Here is a 25199-nt window from a genome sequence, read left to right on the forward strand (position 1 = left end):
GTGACGTGACCCACCGGATGACCGGCTCGGGAATCCCCGCTTCGTACGATGACGTTCTGCAAGTCAGGCGCCGGCCCTGCGCGCCGGTGACGAACACACACATCGGGAGACGGCAGTGGACGAGGTCCGCAACCTGATCATCATCGGCTCCGGGCCGGCCGGTTACACCGCGGCGGTCTACGCCGCACGCGCCAACCTCAAGCCGCTGGTGATCGAGGGCGTGCAGTCCGGTGGCGCGCTGATGACCACCACCGAGGTGGAGAACTTCCCCGGCTTCGCCGACGGCATCCTCGGCCCCGAGCTGATGGACAACATGCGCAAGCAGGCCGAGCGGTTCGGCGCCGAGTTCCTCACCGACGACGTGACCCGGGTCGAGCTGAAGGACACCGGCGAGATCGGCTCCGACGCGGTGAGCACCGTGTGGGTCGGCGAGACCGCCTACCGGGCCCGGGCCGTGATCCTCTCCACCGGCTCGGCGTGGCGCCCGCTCGGCGTGCCGGGCGAGCAGGAATACCTCGGCCACGGTGTGTCGTCCTGCGCCACCTGTGACGGCTTCTTCTTCCGCAACCAGCACATCGTGGTGGTCGGCGGCGGCGACTCGGCCATGGAGGAGGCGAGCTTCCTCACCCGTTTCGCCGAGTCGGTGACGATCATCCACCGCCGCGACTCGTTCCGGGCCAGCAAGATCATGGCGGAACGCGCGCTCGGCAACGAGAAGATCAAGGTCGAGTGGAACACCACCGTCGAGGAGGTCCTCGGCGACGACGGCAAGGTCAGCGGCGTCCGGGTGCGCAACGTGCACACCGGCGAGAGCAAGGTGCTGGACGTCACCGGCGTCTTCGTGGCGATCGGCCACGACCCGCGCAGCGAACTCTTCCGCGACCAGGTGGAGCTCGACGACGAGGGCTACGTCAAGGTGCAGGCGCCCAGCACCCGCACCAACGTGCCCGGCGTGTTCGCCGCCGGCGACGTGGTGGACCACACCTACCGGCAGGCCATCACGGCGGCCGGCACCGGGTGCGCGGCCGCGCTGGACGCCGAGCGCTTCATCGCCACCCTGCAGGGCTGAGAATTTTCACCAGGAGGAGGGGTTCATAGTGGGAGCAACCAAGGCGGTCACCGACGCGAGCTTCGCGAGCGACGTGCTGAAGTCCGACAAGCCGGTTCTGGTCGACTTCTGGGCGGAGTGGTGCGGTCCGTGCCGCAAGGTCTCGCCGCTGCTGGAGGAGATCGCGGGCGAGATGAGTGACCAGGTCACCATCGTCAAGCTCAACATCGACGAGAACCCCGAGACGGCGCGCACCTACCGGGTGATGTCCGTGCCGACGCTGACCATCTTCAAGGACGGCGAGCCGGTGCAGTCGATCGCCGGCGCCAAGCCGAAGGGCGAGCTGGTCAAGCTCATCGAGTCGGCGCTCTGAGGCCGTAACCGACACCGCCGGAACCCCCGTCACCCCGCCCGGGTGACGGGGGTTCCGGCTTTCCTGACCTGCGCGAACACGAACCCGGTGGGTGACCGGCCACGGTACGCTCCGTAGGCGTCCGTCGGAGTTCCGGTCCACCAGCTTCCGAGCAGAGGGGGTCGTCGTGCGTCCGATCCGACCCGGTGACCGGGGCCCCGCGGTGGCCGAGATCCGCACCGTCCTCGCCGGCCTGGAACTCCTCCCCGCCGACGGCCACGCCGACGACTACGACACCCAGACGGAGCGCGCGGTCCGCGCCTTCCAACAGTCCCGCGGCCTGAGCGTCGACGGACGGGTCGGCGCGGAGACCTGGCGGGCGCTGGACGCGGCCCGTTGGCGGTTCGGCGCCCGCGCCCTCTACCACGCCGTTCCCGAGCCCCTGACCGGCGAGGACGTGCGCTCACTCCAGGAACGCCTGCTCGAGATGGGATACGACGTGGGCCGCGCCGACGCCATCTACGGCATCCGCACCTCCCGCGCGGTGGCCCAGTTCCAACGCGAGATGGGGCTGACACCGGACGGCGCGTGCGGCCCGCACACCGTCAACGCGCTGCGCCGCCTCGGCCGCAAGGTGGTCGGCGGGCGGCCGCAGTGGCTGCGCGAGTCCGACGCCATCCGCCAGGCCGGGCCGACGCTCGTCGGCCGGACCGTGGTGATCGACCCGGGCCACGGCGGCACCGACCCGGGCGTGGTGGTGCCCGACGGTGCGCTGCGCTGGAGCGAGGCGGACCTCGTGCACGACCTGGCCAGCCGGTTGGAGGGCCGACTCGCGGCGGCCGGCGTACGGGTGCAGCTGACCCGAGGGCCCTCGCCGCTGACCTGCCTGCCGGACGCCGACCGGGCCCAGCTCGCCAACTCGCTCGGCGCGGACGTGTTCATCTCCCTGCACACCGACGGGCACGTCAACCCGGAGGCCGACGGGGTCGCCACCTACCACTACGGCACCGACAACGGGGTCACCTCGGCCACCGGGGAGCGCCTGGCCGGGTTGGTGCAGCGGGAGATCGTGGCCCGCACCGGGCTACGCGACTGCCGCACCCACGCCAAGGCGTGGGACCTGCTCCGGCTCACCCGGATGCCCGCGGTCCGCGTCGAGGTGGGCTACCTGACCTCTCCCCTGGACCGGGGCCGGCTGGTCGACCCCCGGTTCCGGGACCGGGTGGTCGAGGCGATCGTGGCCGGGGTGCAGCGGATGTACCTGCCGATCGAGCGGGACGTGCCGACCGGCTCGATCGACGTGAGCGAACTGCGGGCGATCGTCGCCGCCGGCACCGTGGTCGACTGATTCGCGGGTCAGCTCGTCGAGCGGGTGGCCGGGGCCGGGCGGACCGGGCGCAGCAGCGTCTCCGGGCTCATGGAGCCGAGCAGCTTCTCCAGCGCGTACTCGACGTCGGACTTCCAGCTCAACGCGGTGCGCAACTCCAGACGCAGGCGGGGGTAGCGGGGGTGCGGGCGGACCGTCTTGAAGCCCACCGAGAGGAAGAAGTCGGCCGGGGCCAGGCAGGCCCGGTTCGGGTCGTCCGCGTCGTCGCCGAACTTGGCGTCGCCGAACGCCTCGATCGCCTTGATCCCCCGCTTGGTGAGGTCGCGGGCGACGCCCTGCACCAGCATCCGGCCCAGGCCGCCGTCGGCGAACGCGGGCACCACGTGCGCGGTCGTCAGCAGCGCCGCGTCCGCCGAGACCGGCGAGGTGGGAAACGCCATCGAACGCGGGACGTACGCCGGCGGGGCGTACATGACGTAACCGGCGGGCATCCCGTCGACGTAGACCAGCTTGCCGCAGGAACCCCACTCCAGCAGCGTCTGGGAGACCCATGCCTCCTTCTCCAGCCCCGGGTCGCCGGCCGCACAGGCCCGCTCGGCGGAGACCGGATCCAGCTCCCAGTAGACGCACCGCCGGCAGGATCGGGGGAGGTCCTCCAGGGTGTCCAGGGTCAGGCTGACCAGACGTCGCGACATGAGCGCACCCCACCAAACAGTCTCGGAGCGTCGGCCACCGCGGTGTCCCGCCGCCCTCCTGCTCCCGACGAGCGATCGTACGCCCCTGCCCGCCGGTGCGGGAGTGGACGCGCGAACGCCCACCCGGGCGGCGGACCGGGCGGTCCGGGATGTGGACGTGTCCACACGGCGGGTTCCGCGCCGGTCACCAGGGACTACCATCGACCAATCGGCCGCGCGCCGCCATTGGATGCCGGCATCGCGGGTACCACACCGGGCGGCAGCCCCGCCGACACCCGATCGAGGTGATGTCATGACCGGCACGACGCTCGACGACTACACCGACCGGTACGCCCGGCGTGTGCGGGGGATGACCGCCTCCGAGATCCGGGCCCTCTTCGCGGTGGCCAGCCGGCCGGAGGTCGTGTCGCTCGCCGGGGGTGCGCCCTACATCGCCGCGCTGCCGCTCGACGCGGTCGGCGAGATGCTCGGCCGGCTCGGCGCCGAACACGGCACCACCACCCTGCAGTACGGCATCGGCCAGGGCACCCTCGAGCTGCGCGAGCGGATCTGTGAGGTGATGGCCCTCTCCGGGATCGACGCGTCCTGCGGCGCCTCCCCGGAGGACGTGGTGGTGACCGTCGGCGGCCAGCAGGCGCTCGACCTGGTGGCGCGCCTCTTCCTCGACCCGGGTGACGTGGTGCTCGCCGAGGGCCCGACGTACGTCGGCGCGCTCGGGGTGTTCCAGGCCGCCCAGGCCCAGGTGGCCCACGTGCCGATGGACGACGAGGGCCTCATCCCGGAGGCGCTGGAGATCGCCATCGCCGACCTGGCGCGGGCCGGCCGGCGGGTGAAGTTCCTCTACACCATCCCGACCTACCAGAACCCCGCCGGCGTGACGCTGAGCGAGGAGCGGCGGGAGCGGGTGCTCGACATCTGCGAACGCGCCGGGCTGCTCGTGGTGGAGGACGACCCGTACGGTCAGCTCGGTTTCGCCGGCGAGGCGCCCGCGCCGCTGCGGGCCCGGCGGCGCGACGGGGTCTTCTACCTGAGCACGTTCTCCAAGACCTTCGCCCCCGGGCTCCGGGTGGGCTGGATCCTCGCCCCGCACGCGGTCCGCGACAAGCTGGTCATCGCCAGCGAGGCGCAGATCCTCTGCCCGAGCGGATTCGCGCAGGCGGCCGTCTCCACCTACCTCGCCACCATGCCCTGGCGGGAGCAGCTCAAGATCTACCGGGAGGTCTACCGCGAGCGCCGGGACGCGCTGCTCGACGCGCTGACCGACCTGATGCCCGAGGGCACCACCTGGACCACACCCGCCGGTGGTCTCTTCGTCTGGGCGACCCTGCCGGACGGGCTCGACGCCAAGGCGATGATGCCGCGGGCCGTCGCCGCCCGGGTGGCGTACGTGCCGGGCACCGGCTTCTACGCCGACGGGACGGGCACCGGGAACATGCGGCTCAACTTCTCCTTCCCGCCGCCGGAGCGGATCCGTGAGGGCGTCCGCCGGCTCGCCGGGGTGATGGAGCAGGAGATCGCCATGCGGCGGGTGTTCGGGGCGATCGGCGGTACCGGGCCGCGCCGCCGCCAGGGCGGCTCGGACACGCCCGGCCCCGACTTGGCATGATGCCGGCATGGCCGTCAGCCCTGCCGCACCGACACCCGTGACCGGATCCTCCGCCGACGAGCTGCACGTGCTGGTGCTCGCCGGTGGCCTCTCCTACGAGCGGGACGTCTCGCTGCGGTCCGGCCGCCGCGTGCTCGACGCGCTGCGCGCGGTGGGCGTCGAGGCGGAACTGCGGGACGCCGACGTCGCGCTGCTGCCCGCACTGACCGCCGACCCGCCCGACGCGGTGGTGATCGCCCTGCACGGCGCCACCGGCGAGGACGGCTCGCTGCGCGGCGTGCTCGACCTCTGCGACGTGCCCTACGTCGGCTGCGACGCCCGTTCCTCCCGGCTCGCCTGGGACAAGCCGTCGGCCAAGGCCGTGCTGCGCGAGGCGGGCATTCCCACTCCCGACTGGGTGGCGCTGCCGCACGACCGGTTCTCCGAGTTGGGCGCGGTCGCCGTCCTGGACCGGATCGTCGACCGACTCGGGCTGCCGCTGATGGTCAAGCCGGCGCAGGGCGGGTCCGGCCTGGGCGCCGCCGTGGTCCGGGAGGCCGCGTCGCTGCCGGCCGCGATGGTCGGCTGTTTCGCGTACGACCAGACGGCGCTGGTGGAGCGCTACGTGCCCGGAATGGACGTGGCGGTCTCCGTGCTCGACCTGGGCGAGGGCCCGCAGGCCCTACCGCCGGTCGAGATCGTGCCCCGCAACGGCGTCTACGACTACGCCGCCCGCTACACCGCCGGGCGCACCACCTGGCACGCGCCGGCCCGGCTCGACGCCGCGACGACCGCACGGGTGACCGAGGTGGCGCTCGCCGCGCACACCGCACTCGGTCTGCGCGACGTGTCCCGGGTCGACCTGATCGTCGACGCGGACGGCCGGCCGCACGTGCTGGAGGTCAACGTCTCACCCGGGATGACCGAGACCTCGCTGCTGCCGCTGGCCATCCAGGCGGCCGGGCTCGACTTCGGTCGCGTGCTGGGCACGCTGGTCGGCCGGGCCGCCGCCCGCCGCCGGCCGAGCTGACTCAGCCGGCGGCGCCCGCACGCCCGCCGTTCGACGTCGCGCCTTCCTCGTCGGCGGGCCGCGCCGCCTCATCGCCCGCGCCCACCGCCCTGGACTCGCCGGCCCCGGCGTGACCGTCGTCATGGTCCGACCCGGTCCCGTGGCCGCCGTCGGTCGGGTCGGCGTCACCGTAGCCTCCGGGACCGCCGTTACCGTCGACCGCGGCTCCGGAGTCACCGGCCGCGTCGACCGCGTCCGGGCCGGCGGGCTCGGCGGCCGCGCGGCTCGGCTCGACGCCGTCCGCGTCTCCCTCCGTCGGCTCGGCCTCCGGGATCTCGTCCGCGGCCTCGATCACGGACAGTGCCTCCTCCTCCGGCTCCTCGGTCGCGCTCGCCGGTGACGGCGAGGAGAGGCTCGACGGCGCCTGCCACCGGATACGCGGCGGCTCGGCGAGGGGGCGGCCGCCGAACTCGGCGAGCCAGGCGGCCACCATGGCCAGGTTCTCCCGCCACTGCTCCTCGGAGATCGGCGGCAGGATCGAATCCCACAACGACAGGAACGTGCCGCGCAGTTGCAGCCGCCCGTACGGCCGGGCCAGGAACCACATGTGCAGATGCGCGGAGCCGTCGCCCCACCGGTTGACGTGCACGCGAGCCACGCCGTCCAGCGAGCGGATGGCCCGCTCCAGGCGGACGGTCATCACGCCCAGCTCGGCGGCGAGCAGGTTCGGCAGGTCGCCGAGGTCGAGGTGGGAGCGGGACTCCAGGATCAGGACCATGGGCAGCCCGGTGGGTCGGTCCATGGTGCGGACCCGCCATCGCTCACCGACCCAGATGTACGCCTCGTCGGGGGCGTTGCACGCGGTGCACTCCCGGTCCGCCTCGCCCCGGCGGGGAGGCTCGACCGGTACGGGATCGTCGAGTTGCTTGACGCGGATCTCGCCCTCGAACGGGAAGGAGGGCCACTGGGTGAAGTCCGGGACTGAGGGAGGGGTGTCCTGCACGACGCTGACCCTAACCGAGTTGGCGACGCCTGTCCCTACCCGTGCCCGGCGCAGATCCACCGCGACCGACGGGTTGTCCACCGCGTTGTCCACAGGGTGCCGAGATCACCACCACAGCGCGTCATCCACAGCTCAGCAACGGTTTTCGCCGCTCGTTTCACGTGAAACGGTGCCACCCTGTGGACAACCGCTGTGGATAACTCTGGTAGCTCGACGGGGCTCACCGCGCCCTTCTTCTCAACGAACGAGGCGCCGCTTTCGCCTTGGGTTCAGACATCCCGATTGCCGCCCGTCGCCGATCCGCCCCGCACCGGACGACGCCCTCGTTTCACGTGAAACAGGCCCGGGCGAGGACGCGGCGTTTCACGTGAAACCGCGGCTGGGTGTTTCCCCGGTTGGCCCTGACTCCTCCCGCGTCAAGCGAGGCTCGACGGCGGGGAGCTGTGGGCGGTCGCGCTCGCCGGGAGGCTCTCAGCTCCCCCGGATGCCGACGTGCTGCACCCGCCGCCAGTCGGCGTCATCCGGATCAGCGACTCGGACCTTCCCGTCCCCGGGAAAGATCCGCACCTCGCGACGGCGGCAGATTCGCCCCTGGACGTCAGGAGTTCCGGTCGGGGTCCCCGGGGCAGGGTCACCGGTCCCAGTGGCTCAGACACCGACGTGGGCTGCCCGACGGGGGATCTCACGCGACGGCACGGCCACGAGCACGGCTGCACCGTGCGCGGGCACCCGAGCCCGGCCGCCGGCCCCCGCCGCACCGTCGAGGAGCACGACGCCCTCGGCCCGCCCTCCTGACCTTGCCTCGCCTCCCGGCGTCGATCATGAGGTTGGCGGCAGTCAACTTCATGATGAGTTGGACTCGACGGGCGAGGGGGGTGACAGCGGGCTTGCGACACATGGCGTTCCACCCGCGGAGTGGCGGACGCCACCTCGGCGAGATGGTGTGGATCAGGCGGCGGGGCCGAGGTGCTTGGCCAGGGCGACGAACGCGCGCCACGACGCCGGGGAGACGCGGAGGGTGCCGGCCTCGTGATCCTTGGAGACACGTACCAGCACTACGCCCGGCAGGTTGTCGGCGACCTCCATGCAGTCGGTGTTGCCGCTGCGGGTCGCCTTACGGGCCCGGCTTCCGGCCGCGCACGAGCCTCCTCGTTCCTCACCGACCTCACTCGCCCGGTCCGGCTTCCGCTGAGGGCCGAGCGCCGACGCGTCGGTCGGCATCGGGGTCACGGTGGCTACGGCGTCACATCGTCACGACGGCGGGCCTTTGCCGAAGGACCGTGCGTCCCGTCGTCACTGGAGGCGGTTTCTCCCGACTCGGTCGGCCCGGCTCGGCGCGAGCCGTCGGGCCCGAATTGGTTGTTGGTCCGCGCGGCCTCCGTTTCACGTGAAACGACGAGGACGCGGGAACCCGGCGATGCTCGGAGAGATGCCATCGCCCGTCGAGCACCCCGCCCCCCGAAACGACGTCGGCCGCACCACCCGATGGCGGTGCGGCCGAGACCGAAGAGAACCTGGGGGTCACTCGCCGAGCTGTTCCTCCTCGCTTACCCCGATGATGCCGACGATCCGCTCCAGGTCGTCGACCGTCGCGAACTCGATCGTGATCTTGCCCTTGCTCCGGCCGATGTCGACCTTCACCCGTGTGTCGAACCGATCGGAGAGCCGGTCGGCGAGATCGGAGAGCGCCGGCGCGTGCGCCTTGGTGCGACGCTTCGCGGCAGGGGCCTTTGCCGGCCCGTCAGCGAGCGCCAGAGCCACCAGTTCCTCGGTGCCGCGTACGGAGATGCCCTCGGCGACGATCCGCGTGGCGAGCTTCTCCTGAGCCTCCGCGTCGTCGAGGCTCAGCAGCGCGCGGGCGTGACCGGCGGAGAGCACCCCGGCGGCGACGCGGCGTTGCACGACCGCGGGGAGGTTCATCAGCCGGATGGTGTTGGAGATCTGCGGACGGCTACGTCCGATCCGGCGCGCCAACTCCTCGTGGGTGGCGCCGAACTCCTCCAGCAACTGCTGGTAGGCCGCCGCCTCTTCGAGCGGGTTCAGGTTGGCTCGGTGGATGTTCTCCAGGAGCGCGTCCCGGAGCATCGCGTCGTCCTTGGTGTCCCGCACGATGGCGGGGATGCTCTCCCGGCCGACCGCCTGGGCGGCACGCCAGCGCCGCTCACCCATGACGAGTTCATACTTCTCGCCGTCGAGTTGCCGGACGACGATCGGCTGGAGGAAGCCGACCTCCTGGATCGAGGTCTTCAGCTCCTCCAGCGCCTCCTCGTCGAAGACGTGCCGGGGCTGCTTCGGGTTCGGCACGATGGCGTCGACCGAGATCTCGGCGAAGCGGGCACCGGGCACCGGGCTCAGTTCGATCTCCGGCTCGACCGGCACCGTGCCGCCGCCGACCGGACCGGTCACGACGGCGGACGCGCCGGTAACGGGCGGGGCCGGGGAGGGAGCCGTCGGTGCCGCCTCCGTCTCGGCGCCGGCCGGCGCCGCGTCCGGCGGAGGGCCGGTGGGGATGAGGGCGCCGAGCCCTCGGCCCAGGCCGCCGCGGGGCCGGTTCTTCATGCGACGCCTCCCAGCGACTTCTCCGTACTACGCATTCCGGCTCACCGGCTCCTTGACCCCTCGCTCAGCGATCTCCTGGGCGGCCTCGAAGTAACTCGTGGCGCCCCGCGATCCGGGATCGTAGGTCATCACCGACTGGCCGTAGCTGGGTGCCTCGGAGACCCGCACGTTGCGGGGGATGACGGCCTGGAGGACCTTGTCGCCGAAGTGGTTCCGGACGTCCTGTTCCACCGCGTCGGCCAGCCGGGTACGCCGGTCGTACATGGTCAGCAGGATGGTGGAGACCTCGAGCTTCGGGTTCAGGTGCTGGCGTACCAGGTTGATGTTGTTTATCAACTGGTTGAGACCCTCCAGCGCGTAGTACTCGCACTGGATCGGGATGAGCACCTCCTGCGCGGCGACCAACGCGTTGACGGTCAGCAGGCCGAGCGAGGGCGGGCAGTCGATGAAGACGTAGTCGAAGTGACCCGGGTACGCCTCGATGGCGCGCGACAGGCGGGACTCGCGGGCGACCACCGAGACCAGCTCGATCTCGGCGCCGGCCAGATCTATGGTGGCCGGCACACACCACAGGTTGGGGATGCCCTCGACCGCCTGGGCGACCTCGGCGAGCGGCACGCTGTCGATCAGGCAGTCGTAGACGTCCGGCACCCCGGTGTGGTGCGGCACGTTGAGCCCGGTCGAGGCGTTGCCCTGCGGGTCGAGGTCGACCACGAGCACGCGGTTGCCGTGCAGCGCAAGCGCCACCGCGAGGTTCACGGTGGTGGTGGTCTTGCCCACGCCACCCTTCTGGTTGGCGACGCACATCACCCGGGTCCGGTCGGGACGGGGCATGGAGACCTCGCCACTGGGATTCAGGATCTGCACGGCGCGCATCGCCTCCATAGCCAACGGTGGGTCATCCTCTTCGCGCGTCGGGGTTTCACGTGAAACGTACGGGTCGGCACCGGTCTCTTCCGCGTACCCGGTAGCCGGTGGCGTGTCGGCCGGTGGCGTCGTCGTCTCGACGATGGCCGCGCCGGGCTGGTGCGGCACGACGGAGGCCGGGGTCTGCGGCTCGAAGCGCGCGGAGACCGCGACGTTCGCGCGGGCCGCGGCCGGCCGGGGAGTCGGGGCGTTCACCGGGCCGTCGCTCGGATCGTGCGGGTCGCGGACCGGCGGCACGTTGGCCGGCGCGGATGAGACCGGCCGGACGGCGCCGCTCGACGGATCCGGCCGCGAGGTCGGATCGACGGGGTGCGGGGATGCGTCACGAGGATCGTTCACCGCCCACTCCTGATAGCTGGTTTCACGTGAAACGGGATCGTCGGGTGATCGCCCGTCGCCCCCGGTCAGCCGAGGATCGTCGTACCTGCCGTCGTCATGCACCTGTCATCCCTACCCGCTCCGGATGGTCGGTCCGCACCCGTCAGTCGGGCCCCGCACTTCGCGCGGCGTCACCGGCCCGGCGGGAACGGTCGGGGTCGGGTGCCACCCGGCGCCGCCGTTCCAGACTATCGACGCGCGGTCAGCCTACGGCCGACGGGCGCGGCGGGTCCATGTCGGGTTGTGATCGATCCGGTCACGTCCCTCCCGGTCCAACGACCGACGGGTGGTCGCGGAAGCCTTACCGGGTCAGCGATCCCGGTTCCGGCCGCCGCGCCGGCGACCGCCGCGTGAGCGCTTCGGGCCCTTCGGCTTGCGTTGGTTGACCACCCGCTCCCGGACCACCTCGACCACGGTGGCGGCGGGCTCGATCACCCCGATGCCGCACTGGCGCAGTGCGGGCTCCCCGCCGCCGAGCCGACCGACGGCCTCGGCGTGTGCGGTGATCTCTTCCGCCGCGGACGCGCCCTTGAGCGCGAGCAGTCGTCCCCCCGGCGCGAGCAGCGGAAGGCACCAGGTGGCGAGCCGGTCCAGCGGCGCCACCGCGCGTGCCGTGACGATGTCGGCGCTCAGCGGATCGCGGTCCTTCGACCCGGCCGCCGCTTCTTCGGCCCGCCCTCGGAAGACCCGTACCGACTTGGTCAGGCCGAGGCGTTGGATCGCCTCGACCAGGAAGGACACCCGTCGGGCGAGCGGCTCGACAAGCGTCACGGAGAGATCGGGTCGCGCGATCGCCAGGACCAGCCCGGGCAGCCCCGCCCCGGAGCCGACGTCGATCACGCTGGCCCCCTCCGGGATCCGCTCCGCCACCACGGCGCAGTTGAGCAGGTGCCGATCCCAGAGGCGGGGCGTCTCGCGGGGCCCGATCAGGCCGCGGACCACGCCCTCGGTGGCAAGTAGTTCGGCGTACGCGGCGGCGAGGTCCAGCCGATCGCCGAAGAGCGACCGGGCGGCCTCCGCCAGTTCGGGCGGCAGGGACGCGTCGGCCGGATCAGGCACGGCACCGGTCGCCGGCACGGCAACACCACCGTCCACCCCGGACGGATCGGCGACGGCCCCCGGCTCGGCGAACGCCGGCTCGGCCACGGCGTCCGGCTCGGCGAAGAACGGATCCGCCGCGCCGGCCGGCACGTCGGACTCGACGGGTTCGGCGACCGCCGACGGCTCGCCGGAGAAGGCCGGTGTCACCGGAGCAGCGGCCGGCTCGACCTCGCGCGCGTCCACCGGCGACTCACCGGAGAAGTCCGGGTCGGCGACGGTCCCGGTCGGGTGCGCCGGATCGGCCGGGTGCTCCTCGTCGGAGAAGATCGGATCGGCGCGCACAGCCGGCGGCCCGGGCGGCGTGCCACCCGGGCCGGTCACGGCGTCCGCCGTCGGGTCGTCGGAAGCCACTGACCTCAGTCCGATACCGGCCGGACGACGATGCGCCGGTTCGGCTCGACGCCCTCCGACTCGCTCTCCACGCCGCTCATCGCATTGACCACGTCGTGTACGCACTTGCGCTCGAAGGCCGACATCGGCTCCAGGCGCACGGCCTCGCCGTGCTCCTTGACCTTCTCGACCGCGTTCTTGGCGACCGCGGCCAGTTCCTTGCGCCGGGCGGCCCGGTAGCCGCCGACGTCGAGCAGCAGGCGGCTGGGCGTCCCGGTCTGCCGGAACACCGCCAGCCGGGTGAGCTCCTGGAGCGCCTCCAGGGTGGCGCCGCGCTGGCCGACCAGGTTCTGCAGGCGGGAGCCGACCACCTCGACGACCGGCCGACCGCCGGAGACCAACTCGTCGATGTCGCCGTCGTAGTCGAGGATGTCCAGCAGACCCTCGACGTAGTCGGCGGCGATCTCGCTCTGCCGGAACAGGTCGCTGTCGGCCGGGGCCTTCTTCTCCCGGGGCTCGGGGGTGCCCTCACCGGTCTCGGTGGAGGCCGAGTTCTCCTCGTCCACGGACTGGTCGGCGCTGGGGATGCTGGTGTCGGTCACGGTCTCATCTCCGTACTCGCTCGGCCGGACCGTCGAGGTCCGTTGGTCTCCCGGGAGCCGGCGGGAGGTTCGCCGGATGCCTCTCGGGCACGTCCGTACGGGCCAGTCTCGCCCGTGACCGCGCGGTGCGCGGCGGTTCCGGCCCGGCGCCTACTCCTCGGGGCAGCTCGGGACCGGACGGGCCACCGCCGGTCACGGCGGTGGCCCGGGTGCTCTAGCCCTGTCGCTTGGCGGGGCGGTTGCCGGCCTTCTTCGGGTTGACCGGCTTGGCGCCCGGCTTCGGACCGGCCACCTTCGGCGCGGCGGCCGGCGCCTTGGCGACGGGCTGGGCGGTCTTGCGGCCGAGCAGGCCGGTCTTGGCCGGCTGCACCGGGCTCTTGCCGCCGGTGGTCGTGGTGGCCTTCTTCGGCGGCACCAGCGGCGGGAACTTCCGCAGCACCCACTGCTGCTGGCCGAGCGTGAAGAGGTTGTTGGTGACCCAGTAGATGATCACACCGATCGGGAAGATCGAGCCGGAGACCAGCAGCGAGACCGGGATGCCGTAGAGCATCAGGCGCTGCACCATGCGCTGCTGCGGGTCCTCCGCCCAGCCGGTCTTGAGGATCATCTGCCGGCTGGTCAGGTAGGTGGTGGCGATCATGATGAGCACCAGGACGCCGGCGATCACCTTCACCGTGCCGGTGTTCGCACCCAGCGGGGCCAGGTCGGCAGCGGTGGAGCCGAACCGCCCGGAGATGGGGGCGGTGAAGAGCTTCGCGCTGGAGGCGCTGTTGAACTGGTCGACCGTCCAGCCGTAGAGGGTCTTGCCGCCGTTCTCCGGGTTGAGTCGCTTGAGCGTGTGGAACAGGCCCAGGAAGACGGGGATCTGGAGGAACATCGGAAGGCAGCCCATCAGCGGGTTGGCCTTTTCCTTCCGGTAGAGCTCCATCATCTCCTTCTGGAGAGTCTCCCGGTCACCCTTGTGCTTCTCCTGGAGTTCCTTCACCTTCGGCTGGAGCGCCTGCATGGCCCGCTGGGACTTGATCTGCTTGACGAAGACCGGGAAGAGGATCACCCGGACCGTCACCACCAGGAAGATGATGGCGAGGATCCAGGCCCAGTTGGTGCCGATGACCGCGCCGACCGGCACCCCGATGGCGTCCCAGGCCGAGTGCCAGGTCAGCAGGATCCACGAGATCGCGTAGTAGATCCAGTCGAGACTCAATTCTCAGGCTCCAGTCACGTCGGCACGGCGGCGACCGCCCGGCTCCGGCACCGGGTCGTGTCCACCTGGGTGAAAGGGGTGGCAGCGCGACAGCCGCCGGACCGTCAGCCAGGCCCCCCGCGACGCACCGTGCCGGGACACCGCCTCCACGGCGTAGGCACTGCACGACGGGTAGAACCGGCAGCGGGCCGGCAGCGCCGGACTTATCCACCGACGGTACGCGATGATGGGTGCCAGCAGCATGCGGGCACCGGTAGTCGGCGACGGAGTCGCGGTCCCGCCGCTCATCGCGACCGCCGACCCCGGGGGGCCCGTGCGGCGCTCAGGGCGGCGTCCAGATCGGCCCCGAGCCGCGCGTACGTCGCGTCGGCGGCCGGCGGCAGGGCGCGTACGACCAGGGTGGCGCCGGCGGGCAGCTCGGCCAGACGCTCCCGGACCAGGTGCCGGAGCCGGCGGCGCACCGTGTTGCGGACCACGGCGCCGCCGACGGCCTTGGACACGACGAAGCCGGCGCGGCGAGGTGCGGAGTTCTCCGCACCTCTGCTCCGCGCCGGCTCCGGCGAGGGTGTCACGGCATCGGCGCCGGTCGGCTCCGGGAGCGTCAGGTGGACCACGACGGCACCGCGGCCGACGCGACGGCCACCGCGAACCGCTGCGGCGAAGTCGCTACTGCGCCGCAGTCGCTGTGCGGCGGCCAGCACGACTGCCCACGTTCCCGTACCGGACCGGACGGCCTCAGGCCGCCAGGCGGGTGCGGCCCTTGGCGCGACGGGTCGAAAGGATGGCGCGGCCGGCACGGGTGCGCATGCGCAGCCGGAAGCCGTGGGTCTTCGCGCGCCGGCGGTTGTTCGGCTGGTAGGTGCGCTTGCTCACGTCAGGCTCTCCGTTGTGGTACGCCCCGCGCGGCGGATCGCCCGGGGTCCTGTGCTGGTCCAGATCACCTCGACGGTGACCTCCGATCGACGCTGCCCCGGCAAGGCCACGGGCAGCGAGCATCTATCACCCTAGCAGAGGGCGAGAGAGCATCCGCTCCAGCCTACGCAGGGGCGCAATGACCGTCAAACCTCACACTCCGGCCCCCGACCTGCGCGGAAACGGCGACCGAAGGGGCCGATTTCACTGATGTCGTCAACGCCGGGTGGGTGTCGACGGTTGATGGCGTGGGGTCCCCGCTGTTAGCGTGCGCGATTGCGGTCGGCGTCGGGGGTCCGGGTTTGTCGCCGACCGGCAAGACCGGACAAGCTGTTGAATCGTTCGGCACGGTGAACCCGCTTCAGCGCCTCCACGAATCCAGGGGGCAGGTCCGACCCGCGTCCGGTGGGCGGCCACAATCGGTCGGTACACACAGGCTGTGGATAACTTGTGGATGACGACCGGTCAGCCGTCCGGGCGGGCGTGAGGATCAGGCGAGGGGGGTGGCACGACGTGACCGGAGCGACAGACCTTGCCGCGGTGTGGGCGGCGGCCACCGAGGAACTCGCCGACGAGATCATCTCCGCCCAGCAACGGGCGTACCTGCGCCTCACCCGCCTGCGGGCGATCGTCGAGGACACCGCACTGCTCTCCGTACCGGACGCCTTCACCCGGGACGTGATCGAGTCCCGGCTCCGCCCGGCCATCACCGAGGCGTTGAGCCGCCGGCTCGGCCGCGACATCCAGGTGGCCGTCACCGTGCGCGTCGCGGAGGACCCGGCCGGCCGACCGGCCGGCACGGTCTACCGCGCCAACCCGGAACCGTCGGCCGAGCCGAACGGCCCGGCCGACCTGCTGCCGGGGTTCGACCGGATCGGCCCGGCGCCGGCCCCGCCGGCGTTCCCCGCCCCCCGGCCCGAACCGGGGTACCCCGCCGAGCCGCGACCGGAGCACGGGGCGGAGGAGCCCGCCCCGCGACAGCGGAACACCGACGGCGGGCGGCCGCACCTGATCCCGGCCGGCCGGGACGGTCAGGACACGCTCTTCGGGGCCGCCTTCACCGAGCCGCTCCGCGCCGCCCCCGAGCGTCGCGCCTTCGACGAGCGCCCCGGCGCCGGGCAACCCGCCCCCGCCGCCGGCGGCTACGAGCCGCGCTACCGGGAGGCGCCCGGCCCGGTCGACGCCCCGCCCCTGCGTGGCCTGCCCCGCGACGGCGCGACGGACAACGGCCCCGGTCGGGGCGGGCTCGACCACCACCGTCCCGGCGGCCAGGGCGACCGTCGACTGCCCGGCGGCACGGAGAGCGGCGGCAACCGGCTCAACCCGAAGTACATGTTCGAGACGTTCGTCATCGGCTCGTCCAACCGCTTCGCCCACGCGGCGAGCGTGGCGGTGGCCGAGTCGCCGGCCAAGGCGTACAACCCGCTGTTCATCTACGGCCACTCCGGGTTGGGCAAGACCCACCTGTTGCACGCCATCGGGCACTACGCCACCACGCTGGGCAACGCCCGCTCGGTCCGGTACGTCTCGACCGAGGAGTTCACCAACGACTTCATCAACTCGCTGCGCGACGACAAGACCAGCGCGTTCCAGCGCCGGTACCGGGACGTGGACATCCTCCTGATCGACGACATCCAGTTCCTGGAGAACCGGGAGCGGACCCAGGAGGAGTTCTTCCACACCTTCAACACCCTGCACAACGCCAACAAGCAGATCGTGATCACCTCCGACCGGTCGCCGCGCCAGCTCGCCACGCTGGAGGACCGGATGCGCACCCGGTTCGAGTGGGGGCTGCTGGCCGACATCCAGCCGCCGGACCTGGAGACCCGGATCGCGATCCTGCAGAAGAAGGCGGCGCAGGAGCGGATGTACGCCCCGCCGGACGTGCTGGAGTTCATCGCCTCCCGGGTGTCGAACTCGATCCGGGAACTCGAGGGCGCGCTGATCCGGGTCACCGCGTTCGCCAGCCTCACCCGTTCCTCGGTCGAGCTGTCGCTGGCCGAGGAGGTGCTGCGGGACTTCATGCCGGACGGCGCCGGCCCGGAGATCAACGCCGACCAGATCATGGCCTCGACCTCCGAGTACTTCGGGGTGAGCCTGGAGGACCTGCGCGGCCACTCCCGGTCCCGGGTGCTGGTCAACGCCCGCCAGGTGGCCATGTACCTGTGCCGTGAGCTGACCGACCTGTCGCTGCCCCGGATCGGGCAGGCGTTCGGCGGTCGCGACCACACCACGGTGATGCACGCCGACCGCAAGATCCGTCAGCAGATGGCGGAACGGCGCTCGCTCTACAACCAGATCGCCGAGCTGACGAACCGGATCAAGCAGAACACCTGAGACGCTCGTCTCCCCGTACCCCGTCTCGACAGGCCCGGCCGGACGCCTCCGGCCGGGTTTCTTCGTCTCGGGCGGAGCCGGCGACGGGCTGCGGACGCCTTCGGTTGACCCTCGACCCGGTGCAGGGCGCAGGATCGGTGTCGTGCTTGTCCACAACTCGTGCCCGTTGTCCACACCCCCTGTGTCACAGGCGGTGGATAAACACCGTCTGCACTTGGCCGGTTACCCACAGACTGTGGACAAGTCCTGGGGACGAGCCTGTGGACGCCTGGGGACAACGCCCGCGTTGTCCACCGACGACGGTCCGCCTGTGGGCAGCCTGTTGAAGGTTCTGGGGACGACGGTGACCGACGTCGTCCGCGCCGTCCACAGCACTGGGGAGAAACCCCGTGGATAACCGGTGGACAACCGGTGGACAGCGGTGGAAAACCCGGCGGCCGACGGCGGCTGTGGACCGGGGCACGAGTTGTACCCCTGGTTCTCCACAGCGAAACCACCGGTGGATAACCTGTCTGACCTGGGCGAACGCGGGTTCTCCACAGTTTGCACAGGTGCGATGAAGACGATGAGTTATCTCTTCTAAACAACAAAAACCAATCATCACCGTTGGACTTCCTGTGGATCGGGCCGAAGCACTGCCGTCGGCAGTCGCCCGGGCACCTGGATGCAACGGGGTCGGGCGCACAGCCGATGCCCTCGCGCCCTAAGGTGCGAGGGGTACCCGCACGGTCGGGCGGGGCGGGTGGCAGCGGTCGGCATGAGAGAGTTGTCGCTGACGTCGACGCGGAGGCATTGATGAAGTTCCGAGTGGAGCGCGACGCGCTCGCCGAGGCGGTCGCGTGGACCGCCAAGAGCCTGCCCAACCGACCCTCCGTGCCGGTGCTGGCCGGGGTGATGCTCCGGGTGACCGACGGCAACCTCCAGGTCTCCGGCTTCGACTACGAGGTCTCCAGCCAGGTGACCGTCGAGGTGCAGGGTGACGCGGACGGCGCGGCCCTGGTCTCCGGTCGGCTGCTCGCCGAGATCACCAAGGCGCTGCCGGCGAAGCCGGTGGACATCGCCGCCGTCGGCGCGCACCTGGAGCTGGTCTGCGGCAGCGCCCGGTTCACCCTGCCCACCATGCCGGTGGAGGACTACCCGACCCTCCCGGAGATGCCGGAGAGCGCCGGCACCGTCGACGCCGCCGCCTTCGCCGCCGCCGTGGCCCAGGTCGCCGTGGCCGCCGGCCGCGACGAGACGCTGCCGATGATGACCGGCGTCCGGATCGAGCTGTCCGGCAGCACCATGGCCATGCTCGCCACCGACCGCTACCGTCTCGCGCTGCGGGAGATGGAGTGGAACCCGGACGACCCGGAGATCAGCCTCAACGCGCTGGTGCCGGCCCGCACGCTCAACGACACCGCCAAGGCGCTCGGCCCGCTCGGCGGCCACGTGACCATGGCGCTCTCCTCCGGTGGCGCCGGCGAGGGCATGATCGGCTTCTCCGGCGGCACCCGCCGGACCACCAGCCGACTGCTCGACGGCGCCAACTACCCGCCGGTGCGTTCGCTGTTCCCGGCCGACCACAACGCCGAGGCCCGGGTCGCGGTCGCCACCCTCATCGAGGTGGTCAAGCGGGTGGCGCTGGTCGCCGAGCGCACCACCCCGGTGCTGCTCAGCTTCAGCTCCGACGGCCTCGTGGTGGAGGCCGGCGGCACCGAGGAGGCCCGGGCCAGCGAGGCCATGGACGCCACCTTCAGCGGTGACCCGCTCACCATCGGCTTCAACCCGCAGTATCTGATCGACGGCCTGACCAACCTGGGCGCCCAGTTCGCCCTGCTGCGCTTCGTCGACGCCTTCAAGCCCGCGGTCCTTTCTCCGGCCGGCGAGGATGGCGAGGTCATTCCGGGGTACCGGTACCTCATCATGCCGATCCGCGTCTCCCGCTGATCGCAGGCAGCACCACCCTTGACGTACGGAGGTAGCAGCACATGCAGCTCGGCCTGGTAGGACTCGGCCGGATGGGCGGCAACATGCGCGAACGACTGCGCGCCGCCGGGCACGAGGTGGTCGGCTACGACCGCAACCCGGACCTCAGCGACGCCGCGAGCCTCGCGGAGCTGGCCGAGAAGCTCGACGCGCCCCGCGCGGTCTGGGTCATGGTGCCCGCCGGCGTCACCGACGCCACCATTGACGAGCTCGCCGGCGTGCTCGGCGAGGGCGACATCGTCATCGACGGCGGAAACTCCCGCTTCAGCGACGACGCCCCGCGCGCCGAGCGGCTCAACGAGCACGGCATCGGCTACGTCGACGTCGGCGTCTCCGGTGGCGTCTGGGGCCGGCAGAACGGCTACGGGCTGATGGTCGGTGGCGCTCAGCAGCACGTCGACCGGCTCATGCCGATCTTCGACGCGCTCCGGCCCGAGGGCGAGTTCGGCTTCGTGCACGCCGGCCCGGTCGGTGCCGGTCACTACGCCAAGATGGTGCACAACGGCATCGAGTACGGCCTGATGCACGCCTACGCCGAGGGCTTCGAGCTTCTCTCGGCGTCCGAACTCGTGACGAACGTCCCCGGTGTGGTCAAGTCCTGGCGCAAGGGCACGGTCGTCCAGTCCTGGTTGCTCGACCTGCTCGACCGGGCGCTCGACGAGGACCCGGAGCTGGCCGAGCTGAGCGACTACACCGAGGACACCGGCGAGGGCCGGTGGACGGTCGACGAGGCGGTCCGGCTCGCCGTGCCGCTCAACGTGATCACCGCCGCGCTGTTCGCCCGGTTCGCCTCCCGGCAGGACGAATCACCCGCCCTGAAGGCCGTCGCCGCGCTGCGTCAGCAGTTCGGCGGTCACGCCGTCCACAAGCGCTGACCGGTATCCACAACCTGTGTACGTCCGCCGGCTCGAACTCGTCGACTTCCGCTCCTACGAGCGGGTCGGCGTCGACCTGGAGCCCGGCCCGAACGTGCTGGTCGGCGCCAACGGCGTCGGCAAGACCAACCTGGTCGAGGCGTTGGGCTACGTGGCGACCCTGGATTCGCACCGGGTCGCCACGGACGCCCCGCTGGTCCGGATGGGCGCCACCTCGGCGGTGATCCGCTGCGCCGTGGTGCACGAGGGCCGGGAACTGCTCGTCGAGCTGGAGATCGTCCCGGGCAAGGCCAACCGGGCCCGGCTCGGCCGATCCCCGGCCCGCCGCGCCCGGGACGTGCTCGGTGCGCTGCGGCTGGTGCTCTTCGCGCCGGAGGACCTGGAACTCGTCCGCGGCGACCCGGCGGAACGCCGCCGCTACCTGGACGACCTGCTGGTCAGCCGCCAACCCCGCTACGCCGGCGTCCGCGCCGACTACGAGCGCGTCGTCAAGCAACGCAACGCGCTGCTGCGCACCTCGTACCTCGCCCGCAAGACCGGCGGCTCGCGCGGCGGTGACCTGTCCACCCTCGCGGTCTGGGACGCCCACCTGGCGCAGCACGGGGCCGACCTGCTCGCCGGCCGGCTGGAGCTGGTCGCCGCGCTCACCCCGCACGTGGCGAAGGCGTACGACGCGGTGGCGGCCGGTCGGGGCGCGGCCGGCATCACCTACCGGCCCTCGGTCGACCTGCCCGAGTCGACCACCGACCGGGCGGCGCTGGCGGAGGCGCTGGCCGCCGCGCTCACCGCGAACCGCAGTGCCGAGATCGAACGCGGCACCACGCTGGTCGGCCCGCACCGCGACGACCTGGCGCTCACCCTCGGTCCGCTGCCCGCCAAGGGGTACGCCAGCCACGGCGAGTCCTGGTCGTACGCGCTGGCGTTGCGGCTGGCCGGGTACGACCTGCTGCGCGCCGACGGGATCGAGCCGGTGCTGGTGCTGGACGACGTCTTCGCCGAGCTGGACGCCGGTCGGCGGGAACGCCTGGCCGAGCTGGTCGGTGGCGCCGGCCAGCTCCTGGTGACCTGCGCGGTGGACGACGACGTGCCGGCGACGCTGCGGGGCACCCGCTACACGGTCGGCGAGGGGACGGTACGGCGTGCCGGATGACGACGAGGTGCGGCTCCCGCCGGCGCGGCTGGGGCCGGGACGCGACGGCGGGACGGCCGCCGCACGGGGCGAGCCCGCGCCGCGTACCCCCGGGAAGCCGGCGGGCGGCGAGCGGGCCGCGCCGCGTACCCCGGGAAAGCCCGCGGCCGGCGAGCCGGACGTGGCGCCGGAGGGTTCGGCCGGGCCGGAGCTGGCCCGGGCGGTGCTCGACGCGGCGAAGGCCAAGCGTCAGGCCGCGGCCGGCAGCCGGCGGCGCAGCGCGGTCCGGGGCGACGGCGAGAAGCGGCTGCGCGGCTACTCCGGCCCGGGCCCGGACCCGCGCGACCCGCAGCCGCTCGGCGCGGTGCTCGACAGGCTGGTCAAGGCGCGGGGCTGGCAGCAGCCGGCGGCCGAGGCGACCGTCTTCGGCGCCTGGGAGAAGGTGGTCGGCCCGGACGTCGCCCAGCACAGCCGCCCGGTGAAGCTGGAGAACGGCGAGCTGACCGTGGAGGCCCGGTCGACGGCGTGGGCCACCCAGCTGCGGCTGTTGGCCGGCTCGCTGCTCAAGCAGATCGCCAGCGAGGTCGGCCACAACGTGGTGCGCAAGCTGCACATCCACGGCCCGGCCGCGCCGTCGTGGTCGCGCGGCCCCCGACGGGTACGCGGGCGCGGCCCGCGCGACACCTACGGCTGAGCGGGCGTCACACGTCCGCGTAGACGGCGAAGCCGCGTTCCGCGCAGCGCCGGTAGAACGCGGCCAGCACGCTCAGCTCGGCGCAGGTGAAGTTCCACTGCGGCGGGTCGCCGCTGTCGTCGCGCAGCTTGTCCAGCCGGGTGTCCAGCCAGCGGAGCTGCTGCTCGGCCAGCCGCCCGTCACCGAGCAGCGCGCGCAGCACCTCGCTGACCGACTCGAACGTGACCGTCTCGCCGTAGGGCCGGTGCCGGGCGACGAACTTCTCCACGCCCTCGGCGATCCAGGAGCAGCCGTCCGGGTCGATCACCGGGTCCTCGTCCTCGGCCGCGTTCTCCGTGGCGTAGAGCACATTCTCCAGCCCGAGGATCAGGTCGACCAGCTCGGTGTAGGCGGTCGCCCGCACGGTGCCGGTCTTCGCGATCAGCTCGGCGAGCGCGGCGGTCGGGGCGGAGATGCGTGGCACGTCCACGATCTCGCCGAAGTCCACGAACTCGGCCGGCGCGACCGGGTCGTAGAAGCGGCCGGTACGCGGCCAGTGCACCGCGACGTTGTCCAGCCCCATCTGCGTCACCTCTCACCAAGCGTCTGTCGGACCATCTCCGCCGATGGTCCCCGGTCCGGGCGCGAAAGATCAAGACCGCAACGGCGGCGCCGCAAAAGGTACGGCACGTCGCGTTCCACCGCGACCCCCGGCCACGGTGACCGCCGATCATGGGCCGGGGACGTCCACCGCTCACGGGGGCCGGTGGCGCGGCACGGCGTCGCTGGCGTGTAGGGGGAGTCGCGGGCAGCGAGGTTCGCCCGGCTACGGCATTCTCAGCCGCCCCCAAGGGGGTGCCGAGTGGCGGTTTGGTCGGCTGCGCACAGTAAGATTGGAGGCGAGACGAAAGACCCGGCACGGAGCGACGGACATGGGCCCCCAGGGCCCTTGATCATAGTCCCGCATCGGGTCCGAGCCGATCGCGATCCGCGGGCAACCGCGGCGCCCGGCGCACACGATCCGTGACCTGGTGATCCCGGGGGCGGCCCGTGCACGCCGACGTCGCGTCCTGTCCGCCGAACCCGCGCCCCGCGCCCACGCGCGGCCGGTGCGAGAAAGTGGCCGAGCGTGGCAGCGCAGGACAAGCAGGAGTACGGCGCAGAGTCGATCACCGTCCTCGAGGGGCTCGAGGCGGTCCGCAAGCGGCCCGGTATGTACATCGGCTCCACCGGCGAGCGCGGCCTGCACCACCTGGTGCAGGAGGTCGTGGACAACGCGGTGGACGAGGCGATGGCCGGCTACTGCGACACCATCGACGTGGTGCTGCTGGCCGACGGCGGCGTCCGGGTCACCGACAACGGCCGAGGCTTCCCGGTCGACCTGCACCCCAAGCTGAAGAAGCCGGGGGTCGAGGTCGCGCTGACCGTGCTGCACGCCGGCGGCAAGTTCGACAGCAAGTCGTACGCGGTCTCCGGTGGTCTGCACGGCGTCGGCGTTTCCGTGGTGAACGCCCTCTCCACCCGGATGGCCGTGGAGATCCACAAGGCCGGCTTCGTCTGGCGGCAGCGGTACACCTACTCCAAGCCGACCCCGCTGGAGAAGGGCGAGTCGACCGACCGCACCGGCTCCGCGGTCTCCTTCTGGCCCGACCCGGACATCTTCGAAACTGTCGAGTTCGACTTCCAGACCATCTACCGGCGCCTCCAGGAGATGGCCTTCCTCAACCGCGGCCTGCGGATCCATCTGCTCGACGAGCGGGTCCCGGAGGGCGAGGAGGGCAAGGTGCGGGAGGTGACCTTCCTCTACGAGGACGGCATCGCCGACTTCGTCCGGCACCTGAACGCCTCGAAGAACCCGATCCACAAGACGGTGGTCCAGTTCGACGCCGAGGAGGAGGGCATGGCGGTCGAGATCGCCATGCAGTGGAACGAGTCCTACGGCGAGTCGGTCTACACCTTCGCCAACACCATCAACACCCACGAGGGCGGCACTCACGAGGAGGGCTTCCGGTCTGCGTTGACCAGTGTGGTCAACCGCTACGGCACGGAGAAGAAGCTGCTCAAGGGCGACGAGAAGCTCTCCGGCGAGGACATCCGTGAGGGCCTGGCCGCGATCATCTCGGTCAAGCTGACCGAGCCGCAGTTCGAGGGCCAGACCAAGACCAAGCTGGGCAACACCCCGGTCAAGAGCTTCGTCCAGCGGGTCTGCAACGACCGGCTGGTCGACTGGTTCGACCGCAACCCGGCCGAGGCGAAGATCATCATTACCAAGGCTTCCCAGGCGGCCCGCGCCCGGATCGCCGCCCAGCAGGCGCGCAAGCTGGCCCGACGCAAGTCGCTGCTGGAGTCCGGCTCGATGCCGGGCAAGCTGGCCGACTGCCAGTCCACCGACCCGCGCGAGTCCGAGGTCTTCATCGTCGAGGGCGACTCGGCCGGCGGCTCGGCCAAGCAGGGCCGCGACCCGCGGGTGCAGGCGATCCTGCCGATCCGCGGCAAGATCCTCAACGTGGAGAAGGCCCGGATCGACCGGGTGTTGAAGAACAACGAGGTGCAGGCGCTGATCACCGCGCTCGGCACCGGCATCCACGACGACTTCGACATCGAGAAGCTGCGCTACCACAAGATCGTGCTGATGGCCGACGCCGACGTGGACGGCCAGCACATCCAGACGCTGCTGCTTACCCTGCTGTTCCGCTTCATGCGGCCGCTGGTCGAGCTGGGGCACGTCTACTTGGCCGCCCCGCCGCTCTACAAGATCAAGTGGAACAAGAAGGGCGACGACGCCCAGTACGCGTACTCGGACCGGGAGCGGGACGGCCTCATCGCGCTGCGCCAGCAGAAGAAGGCCAACGCCCGGCCGGACGACATCCAGCGGTTCAAGGGTCTCGGCGAGATGAACTATCCCGAGCTCTGGGAGACCACGATGAACCCGGCCACCCGCACGCTGCGCCAGGTGACGCTGGACGACGCCGCGACCGCCGACGAGCTGTTCAGCGTCCTGATGGGTGAGGACGTCGAGGCCCGTCGGTCGTTCATCCAGCGCAACGCCAAGGACGTGCGGTTCCTGGACATCTGACGGCCGCGCCCGGGCCGGCCGGCGATCCACCGGCCGGCCCGGCGGTCCACAGAGTTATCCACAGTCCGGCCGCTTTCCACAGCCGTTATCCACAGCTAGATCACGACTC

At 71.7% G+C, this 25199-nt stretch carries 23 protein-coding genes; 11 read left to right on the plus strand and 12 right to left on the minus strand.

All coding sequences use genetic code 11. The features are described from left to right. Positions 1-115 precede the first annotated feature (115 nt). From trxB to GA0070213_RS11615, 3 genes are all read left to right on the plus strand, one after another. Positions 116-1069: a thioredoxin-disulfide reductase gene (trxB, locus tag GA0070213_RS11605; protein ID WP_091061854.1), complete on the plus strand. Its 954-nt coding sequence runs from the start codon at positions 116-118 to the stop codon at positions 1067-1069. A 28-nt stretch (positions 1070-1097) separates the two neighbouring features. Then, entirely contained in the window at positions 1098-1421 is a 324-nt protein-coding gene (trxA, locus tag GA0070213_RS11610; protein ID WP_091061856.1) for a thioredoxin, read from the plus strand. Positions 1422-1587: 166 nt separating this feature from the next. Further along, on the plus strand, positions 1588-2748 hold the full coding sequence (locus tag GA0070213_RS11615) for an N-acetylmuramoyl-L-alanine amidase (protein ID WP_091061858.1): 1161 nt from the start codon (positions 1588-1590) through the stop codon (positions 2746-2748). Positions 2749-2756: 8 nt separating this feature from the next. Here the strand turns inward: GA0070213_RS11615 and GA0070213_RS11620 are convergent, their stop codons facing one another. Next, a complete protein-coding gene (locus GA0070213_RS11620; protein WP_091061860.1) occupies positions 2757-3422 on the minus strand; it encodes a GNAT family N-acetyltransferase in 666 nt (221 codons plus the stop codon). Between the two features lie 292 nt (positions 3423-3714). Here GA0070213_RS11620 and GA0070213_RS11625 point away from each other — a divergent pair, with 292 nt between their 5' ends. Together GA0070213_RS11625 and GA0070213_RS11630 are read left to right on the plus strand one after the other, a co-directional pair. After that, positions 3715-5028, plus strand: coding sequence for an aminotransferase-like domain-containing protein (locus GA0070213_RS11625; protein WP_091061861.1), 1314 nt, complete (start codon positions 3715-3717; stop codon positions 5026-5028). A 7-nt stretch (positions 5029-5035) separates the two neighbouring features. Beyond that, on the plus strand, positions 5036-6037 hold the full coding sequence (locus tag GA0070213_RS11630) for a D-alanine--D-alanine ligase family protein (RefSeq protein WP_091061863.1): 1002 nt from the start codon (positions 5036-5038) through the stop codon (positions 6035-6037). A 1-nt stretch (position 6038) separates the two neighbouring features. On the opposite strand, the gene GA0070213_RS11635 is transcribed toward GA0070213_RS11630, so the two are convergent. The 10 genes from GA0070213_RS11635 to rpmH form a co-directional block, all read right to left on the minus strand. Then, positions 6039-7019 carry an ICP22 family protein gene (locus GA0070213_RS11635; protein WP_091061865.1) on the minus strand — a complete coding sequence of 327 codons (981 nt, stop codon included), beginning with the start codon at positions 7017-7019 and terminating at the stop codon, positions 6039-6041. Positions 7020-7967: 948 nt separating this feature from the next. Then, on the minus strand, positions 7968-8240 hold the full coding sequence (locus tag GA0070213_RS11640) for a DUF397 domain-containing protein (RefSeq protein ID WP_091062391.1): 273 nt from the start codon (positions 8238-8240) through the stop codon (positions 7968-7970). A gap of 300 nt (positions 8241-8540) precedes the next feature. Next, positions 8541-9578 (minus strand): ParB/RepB/Spo0J family partition protein, encoded by a 1038-nt coding sequence (locus tag GA0070213_RS11645; RefSeq protein WP_091061867.1) that lies wholly within the window; start codon positions 9576-9578, stop codon positions 8541-8543. Between the two features lie 27 nt (positions 9579-9605). After that, the gene (locus GA0070213_RS32530) at positions 9606-10946 is read right to left on the minus strand and encodes a ParA family protein (protein WP_091061869.1); all 1341 of its coding nucleotides are present in this window, start codon (positions 10944-10946) and stop codon (positions 9606-9608) included. 246 nt (positions 10947-11192) lie between these two features. Next, positions 11193-11942, minus strand: coding sequence for a 16S rRNA (guanine(527)-N(7))-methyltransferase RsmG (gene rsmG / locus GA0070213_RS11655; RefSeq protein WP_175441322.1), 750 nt, complete (start codon positions 11940-11942; stop codon positions 11193-11195). A gap of 398 nt (positions 11943-12340) precedes the next feature. Beyond that, positions 12341-12916 (minus strand): Jag family protein, encoded by a 576-nt coding sequence (locus GA0070213_RS11660; RefSeq protein WP_091061873.1) that lies wholly within the window; start codon positions 12914-12916, stop codon positions 12341-12343. Positions 12917-13130: 214 nt separating this feature from the next. Next, positions 13131-14120, minus strand: a complete 990-nt coding sequence (gene yidC, locus GA0070213_RS11665; protein WP_091061875.1) for a membrane protein insertase YidC — start codon at positions 14118-14120, stop codon at positions 13131-13133. A gap of 3 nt (positions 14121-14123) precedes the next feature. Beyond that, entirely contained in the window at positions 14124-14363 is a 240-nt protein-coding gene (gene yidD, locus GA0070213_RS11670; RefSeq protein ID WP_217628610.1) for a membrane protein insertion efficiency factor YidD, read from the minus strand. 41 nt (positions 14364-14404) lie between these two features. Further along, positions 14405-14821, minus strand: coding sequence for a ribonuclease P protein component (gene rnpA / locus GA0070213_RS11675; RefSeq protein ID WP_091061880.1), 417 nt, complete (start codon positions 14819-14821; stop codon positions 14405-14407). Positions 14822-14855: 34 nt separating this feature from the next. Beyond that, entirely contained in the window at positions 14856-14993 is a 138-nt protein-coding gene (gene rpmH, locus GA0070213_RS11680) for a 50S ribosomal protein L34 (RefSeq protein ID WP_091061882.1), read from the minus strand. Positions 14994-15545: 552 nt separating this feature from the next. Between rpmH and dnaA the strand changes: the two genes are divergently transcribed. From dnaA to GA0070213_RS11705, 5 genes are all read left to right on the plus strand, one after another. Then, complete coding sequence (gene dnaA / locus GA0070213_RS11685; RefSeq protein ID WP_091061884.1) at positions 15546-17369, plus strand: chromosomal replication initiator protein DnaA; 1824 nt, start codon at positions 15546-15548, stop codon at positions 17367-17369. 795 nt (positions 17370-18164) lie between these two features. Then, complete coding sequence (dnaN, locus tag GA0070213_RS11690; protein ID WP_091061886.1) at positions 18165-19298, plus strand: DNA polymerase III subunit beta; 1134 nt, start codon at positions 18165-18167, stop codon at positions 19296-19298. 41 nt (positions 19299-19339) lie between these two features. After that, a complete protein-coding gene (gene gnd / locus GA0070213_RS11695) occupies positions 19340-20212 on the plus strand; it encodes a phosphogluconate dehydrogenase (NAD(+)-dependent, decarboxylating) (RefSeq protein ID WP_091061888.1) in 873 nt (290 codons plus the stop codon). 16 nt (positions 20213-20228) lie between these two features. Continuing rightward, on the plus strand, positions 20229-21362 hold the full coding sequence (gene recF / locus GA0070213_RS11700; RefSeq protein ID WP_091061890.1) for a DNA replication/repair protein RecF: 1134 nt from the start codon (positions 20229-20231) through the stop codon (positions 21360-21362). After that, positions 21352-22035, plus strand: coding sequence for a DciA family protein (locus tag GA0070213_RS11705; protein ID WP_091061891.1), 684 nt, complete (start codon positions 21352-21354; stop codon positions 22033-22035). The genes recF and GA0070213_RS11705 overlap by 11 nt, the downstream gene beginning before the upstream one ends. 7 nt (positions 22036-22042) lie before the next feature. On the opposite strand, the gene GA0070213_RS11710 is transcribed toward GA0070213_RS11705, so the two are convergent. Continuing rightward, positions 22043-22597: a hypothetical protein gene (locus GA0070213_RS11710; protein WP_091061892.1), complete on the minus strand. Its 555-nt coding sequence runs from the start codon at positions 22595-22597 to the stop codon at positions 22043-22045. Positions 22598-23143: 546 nt separating this feature from the next. Between GA0070213_RS11710 and gyrB the strand changes: the two genes are divergently transcribed. Then, a complete protein-coding gene (gene gyrB, locus GA0070213_RS11715) occupies positions 23144-25090 on the plus strand; it encodes a DNA topoisomerase (ATP-hydrolyzing) subunit B (protein ID WP_091061893.1) in 1947 nt (648 codons plus the stop codon). Positions 25091-25199: the final 109 nt, after the last annotated feature.

This window comes from Micromonospora humi (genome assembly GCF_900090105.1).
Classification (GTDB): domain Bacteria; phylum Actinomycetota; class Actinomycetes; order Mycobacteriales; family Micromonosporaceae; genus Micromonospora; species Micromonospora humi.

What these genes read in the sequence shown, in the direction of transcription:
- GA0070213_RS11620 (WP_091061860.1), bottom strand. Translation starts at nt 3,422, where the DNA reads ATGTCGCGACGTCTGGTCAGCCTGACCCTGGACACCCTGGAGGACCTC.
- GA0070213_RS11625 (WP_091061861.1), top strand. Translation starts at nt 3,715, where the DNA reads ATGACCGGCACGACGCTCGACGACTACACCGACCGGTACGCCCGGCGT.
- GA0070213_RS11630 (WP_091061863.1), top strand. Translation starts at nt 5,036, where the DNA reads ATGGCCGTCAGCCCTGCCGCACCGACACCCGTGACCGGATCCTCCGCC.
- GA0070213_RS11640 (WP_091062391.1), bottom strand. Translation starts at nt 8,240, where the DNA reads ATGCCGACCGACGCGTCGGCGCTCGGCCCTCAGCGGAAGCCGGACCGG.
- GA0070213_RS11645 (WP_091061867.1), bottom strand. Translation starts at nt 9,578, where the DNA reads ATGAAGAACCGGCCCCGCGGCGGCCTGGGCCGAGGGCTCGGCGCCCTC.
- yidD (WP_217628610.1), bottom strand. Translation starts at nt 14,363, where the DNA reads ATGCTGCTGGCACCCATCATCGCGTACCGTCGGTGGATAAGTCCGGCG.
- dnaN (WP_091061886.1), top strand. Translation starts at nt 18,165, where the DNA reads ATGAAGTTCCGAGTGGAGCGCGACGCGCTCGCCGAGGCGGTCGCGTGG.
- gnd (WP_091061888.1), top strand. Translation starts at nt 19,340, where the DNA reads ATGCAGCTCGGCCTGGTAGGACTCGGCCGGATGGGCGGCAACATGCGC.
- GA0070213_RS11710 (WP_091061892.1), bottom strand. Translation starts at nt 22,597, where the DNA reads ATGGGGCTGGACAACGTCGCGGTGCACTGGCCGCGTACCGGCCGCTTC.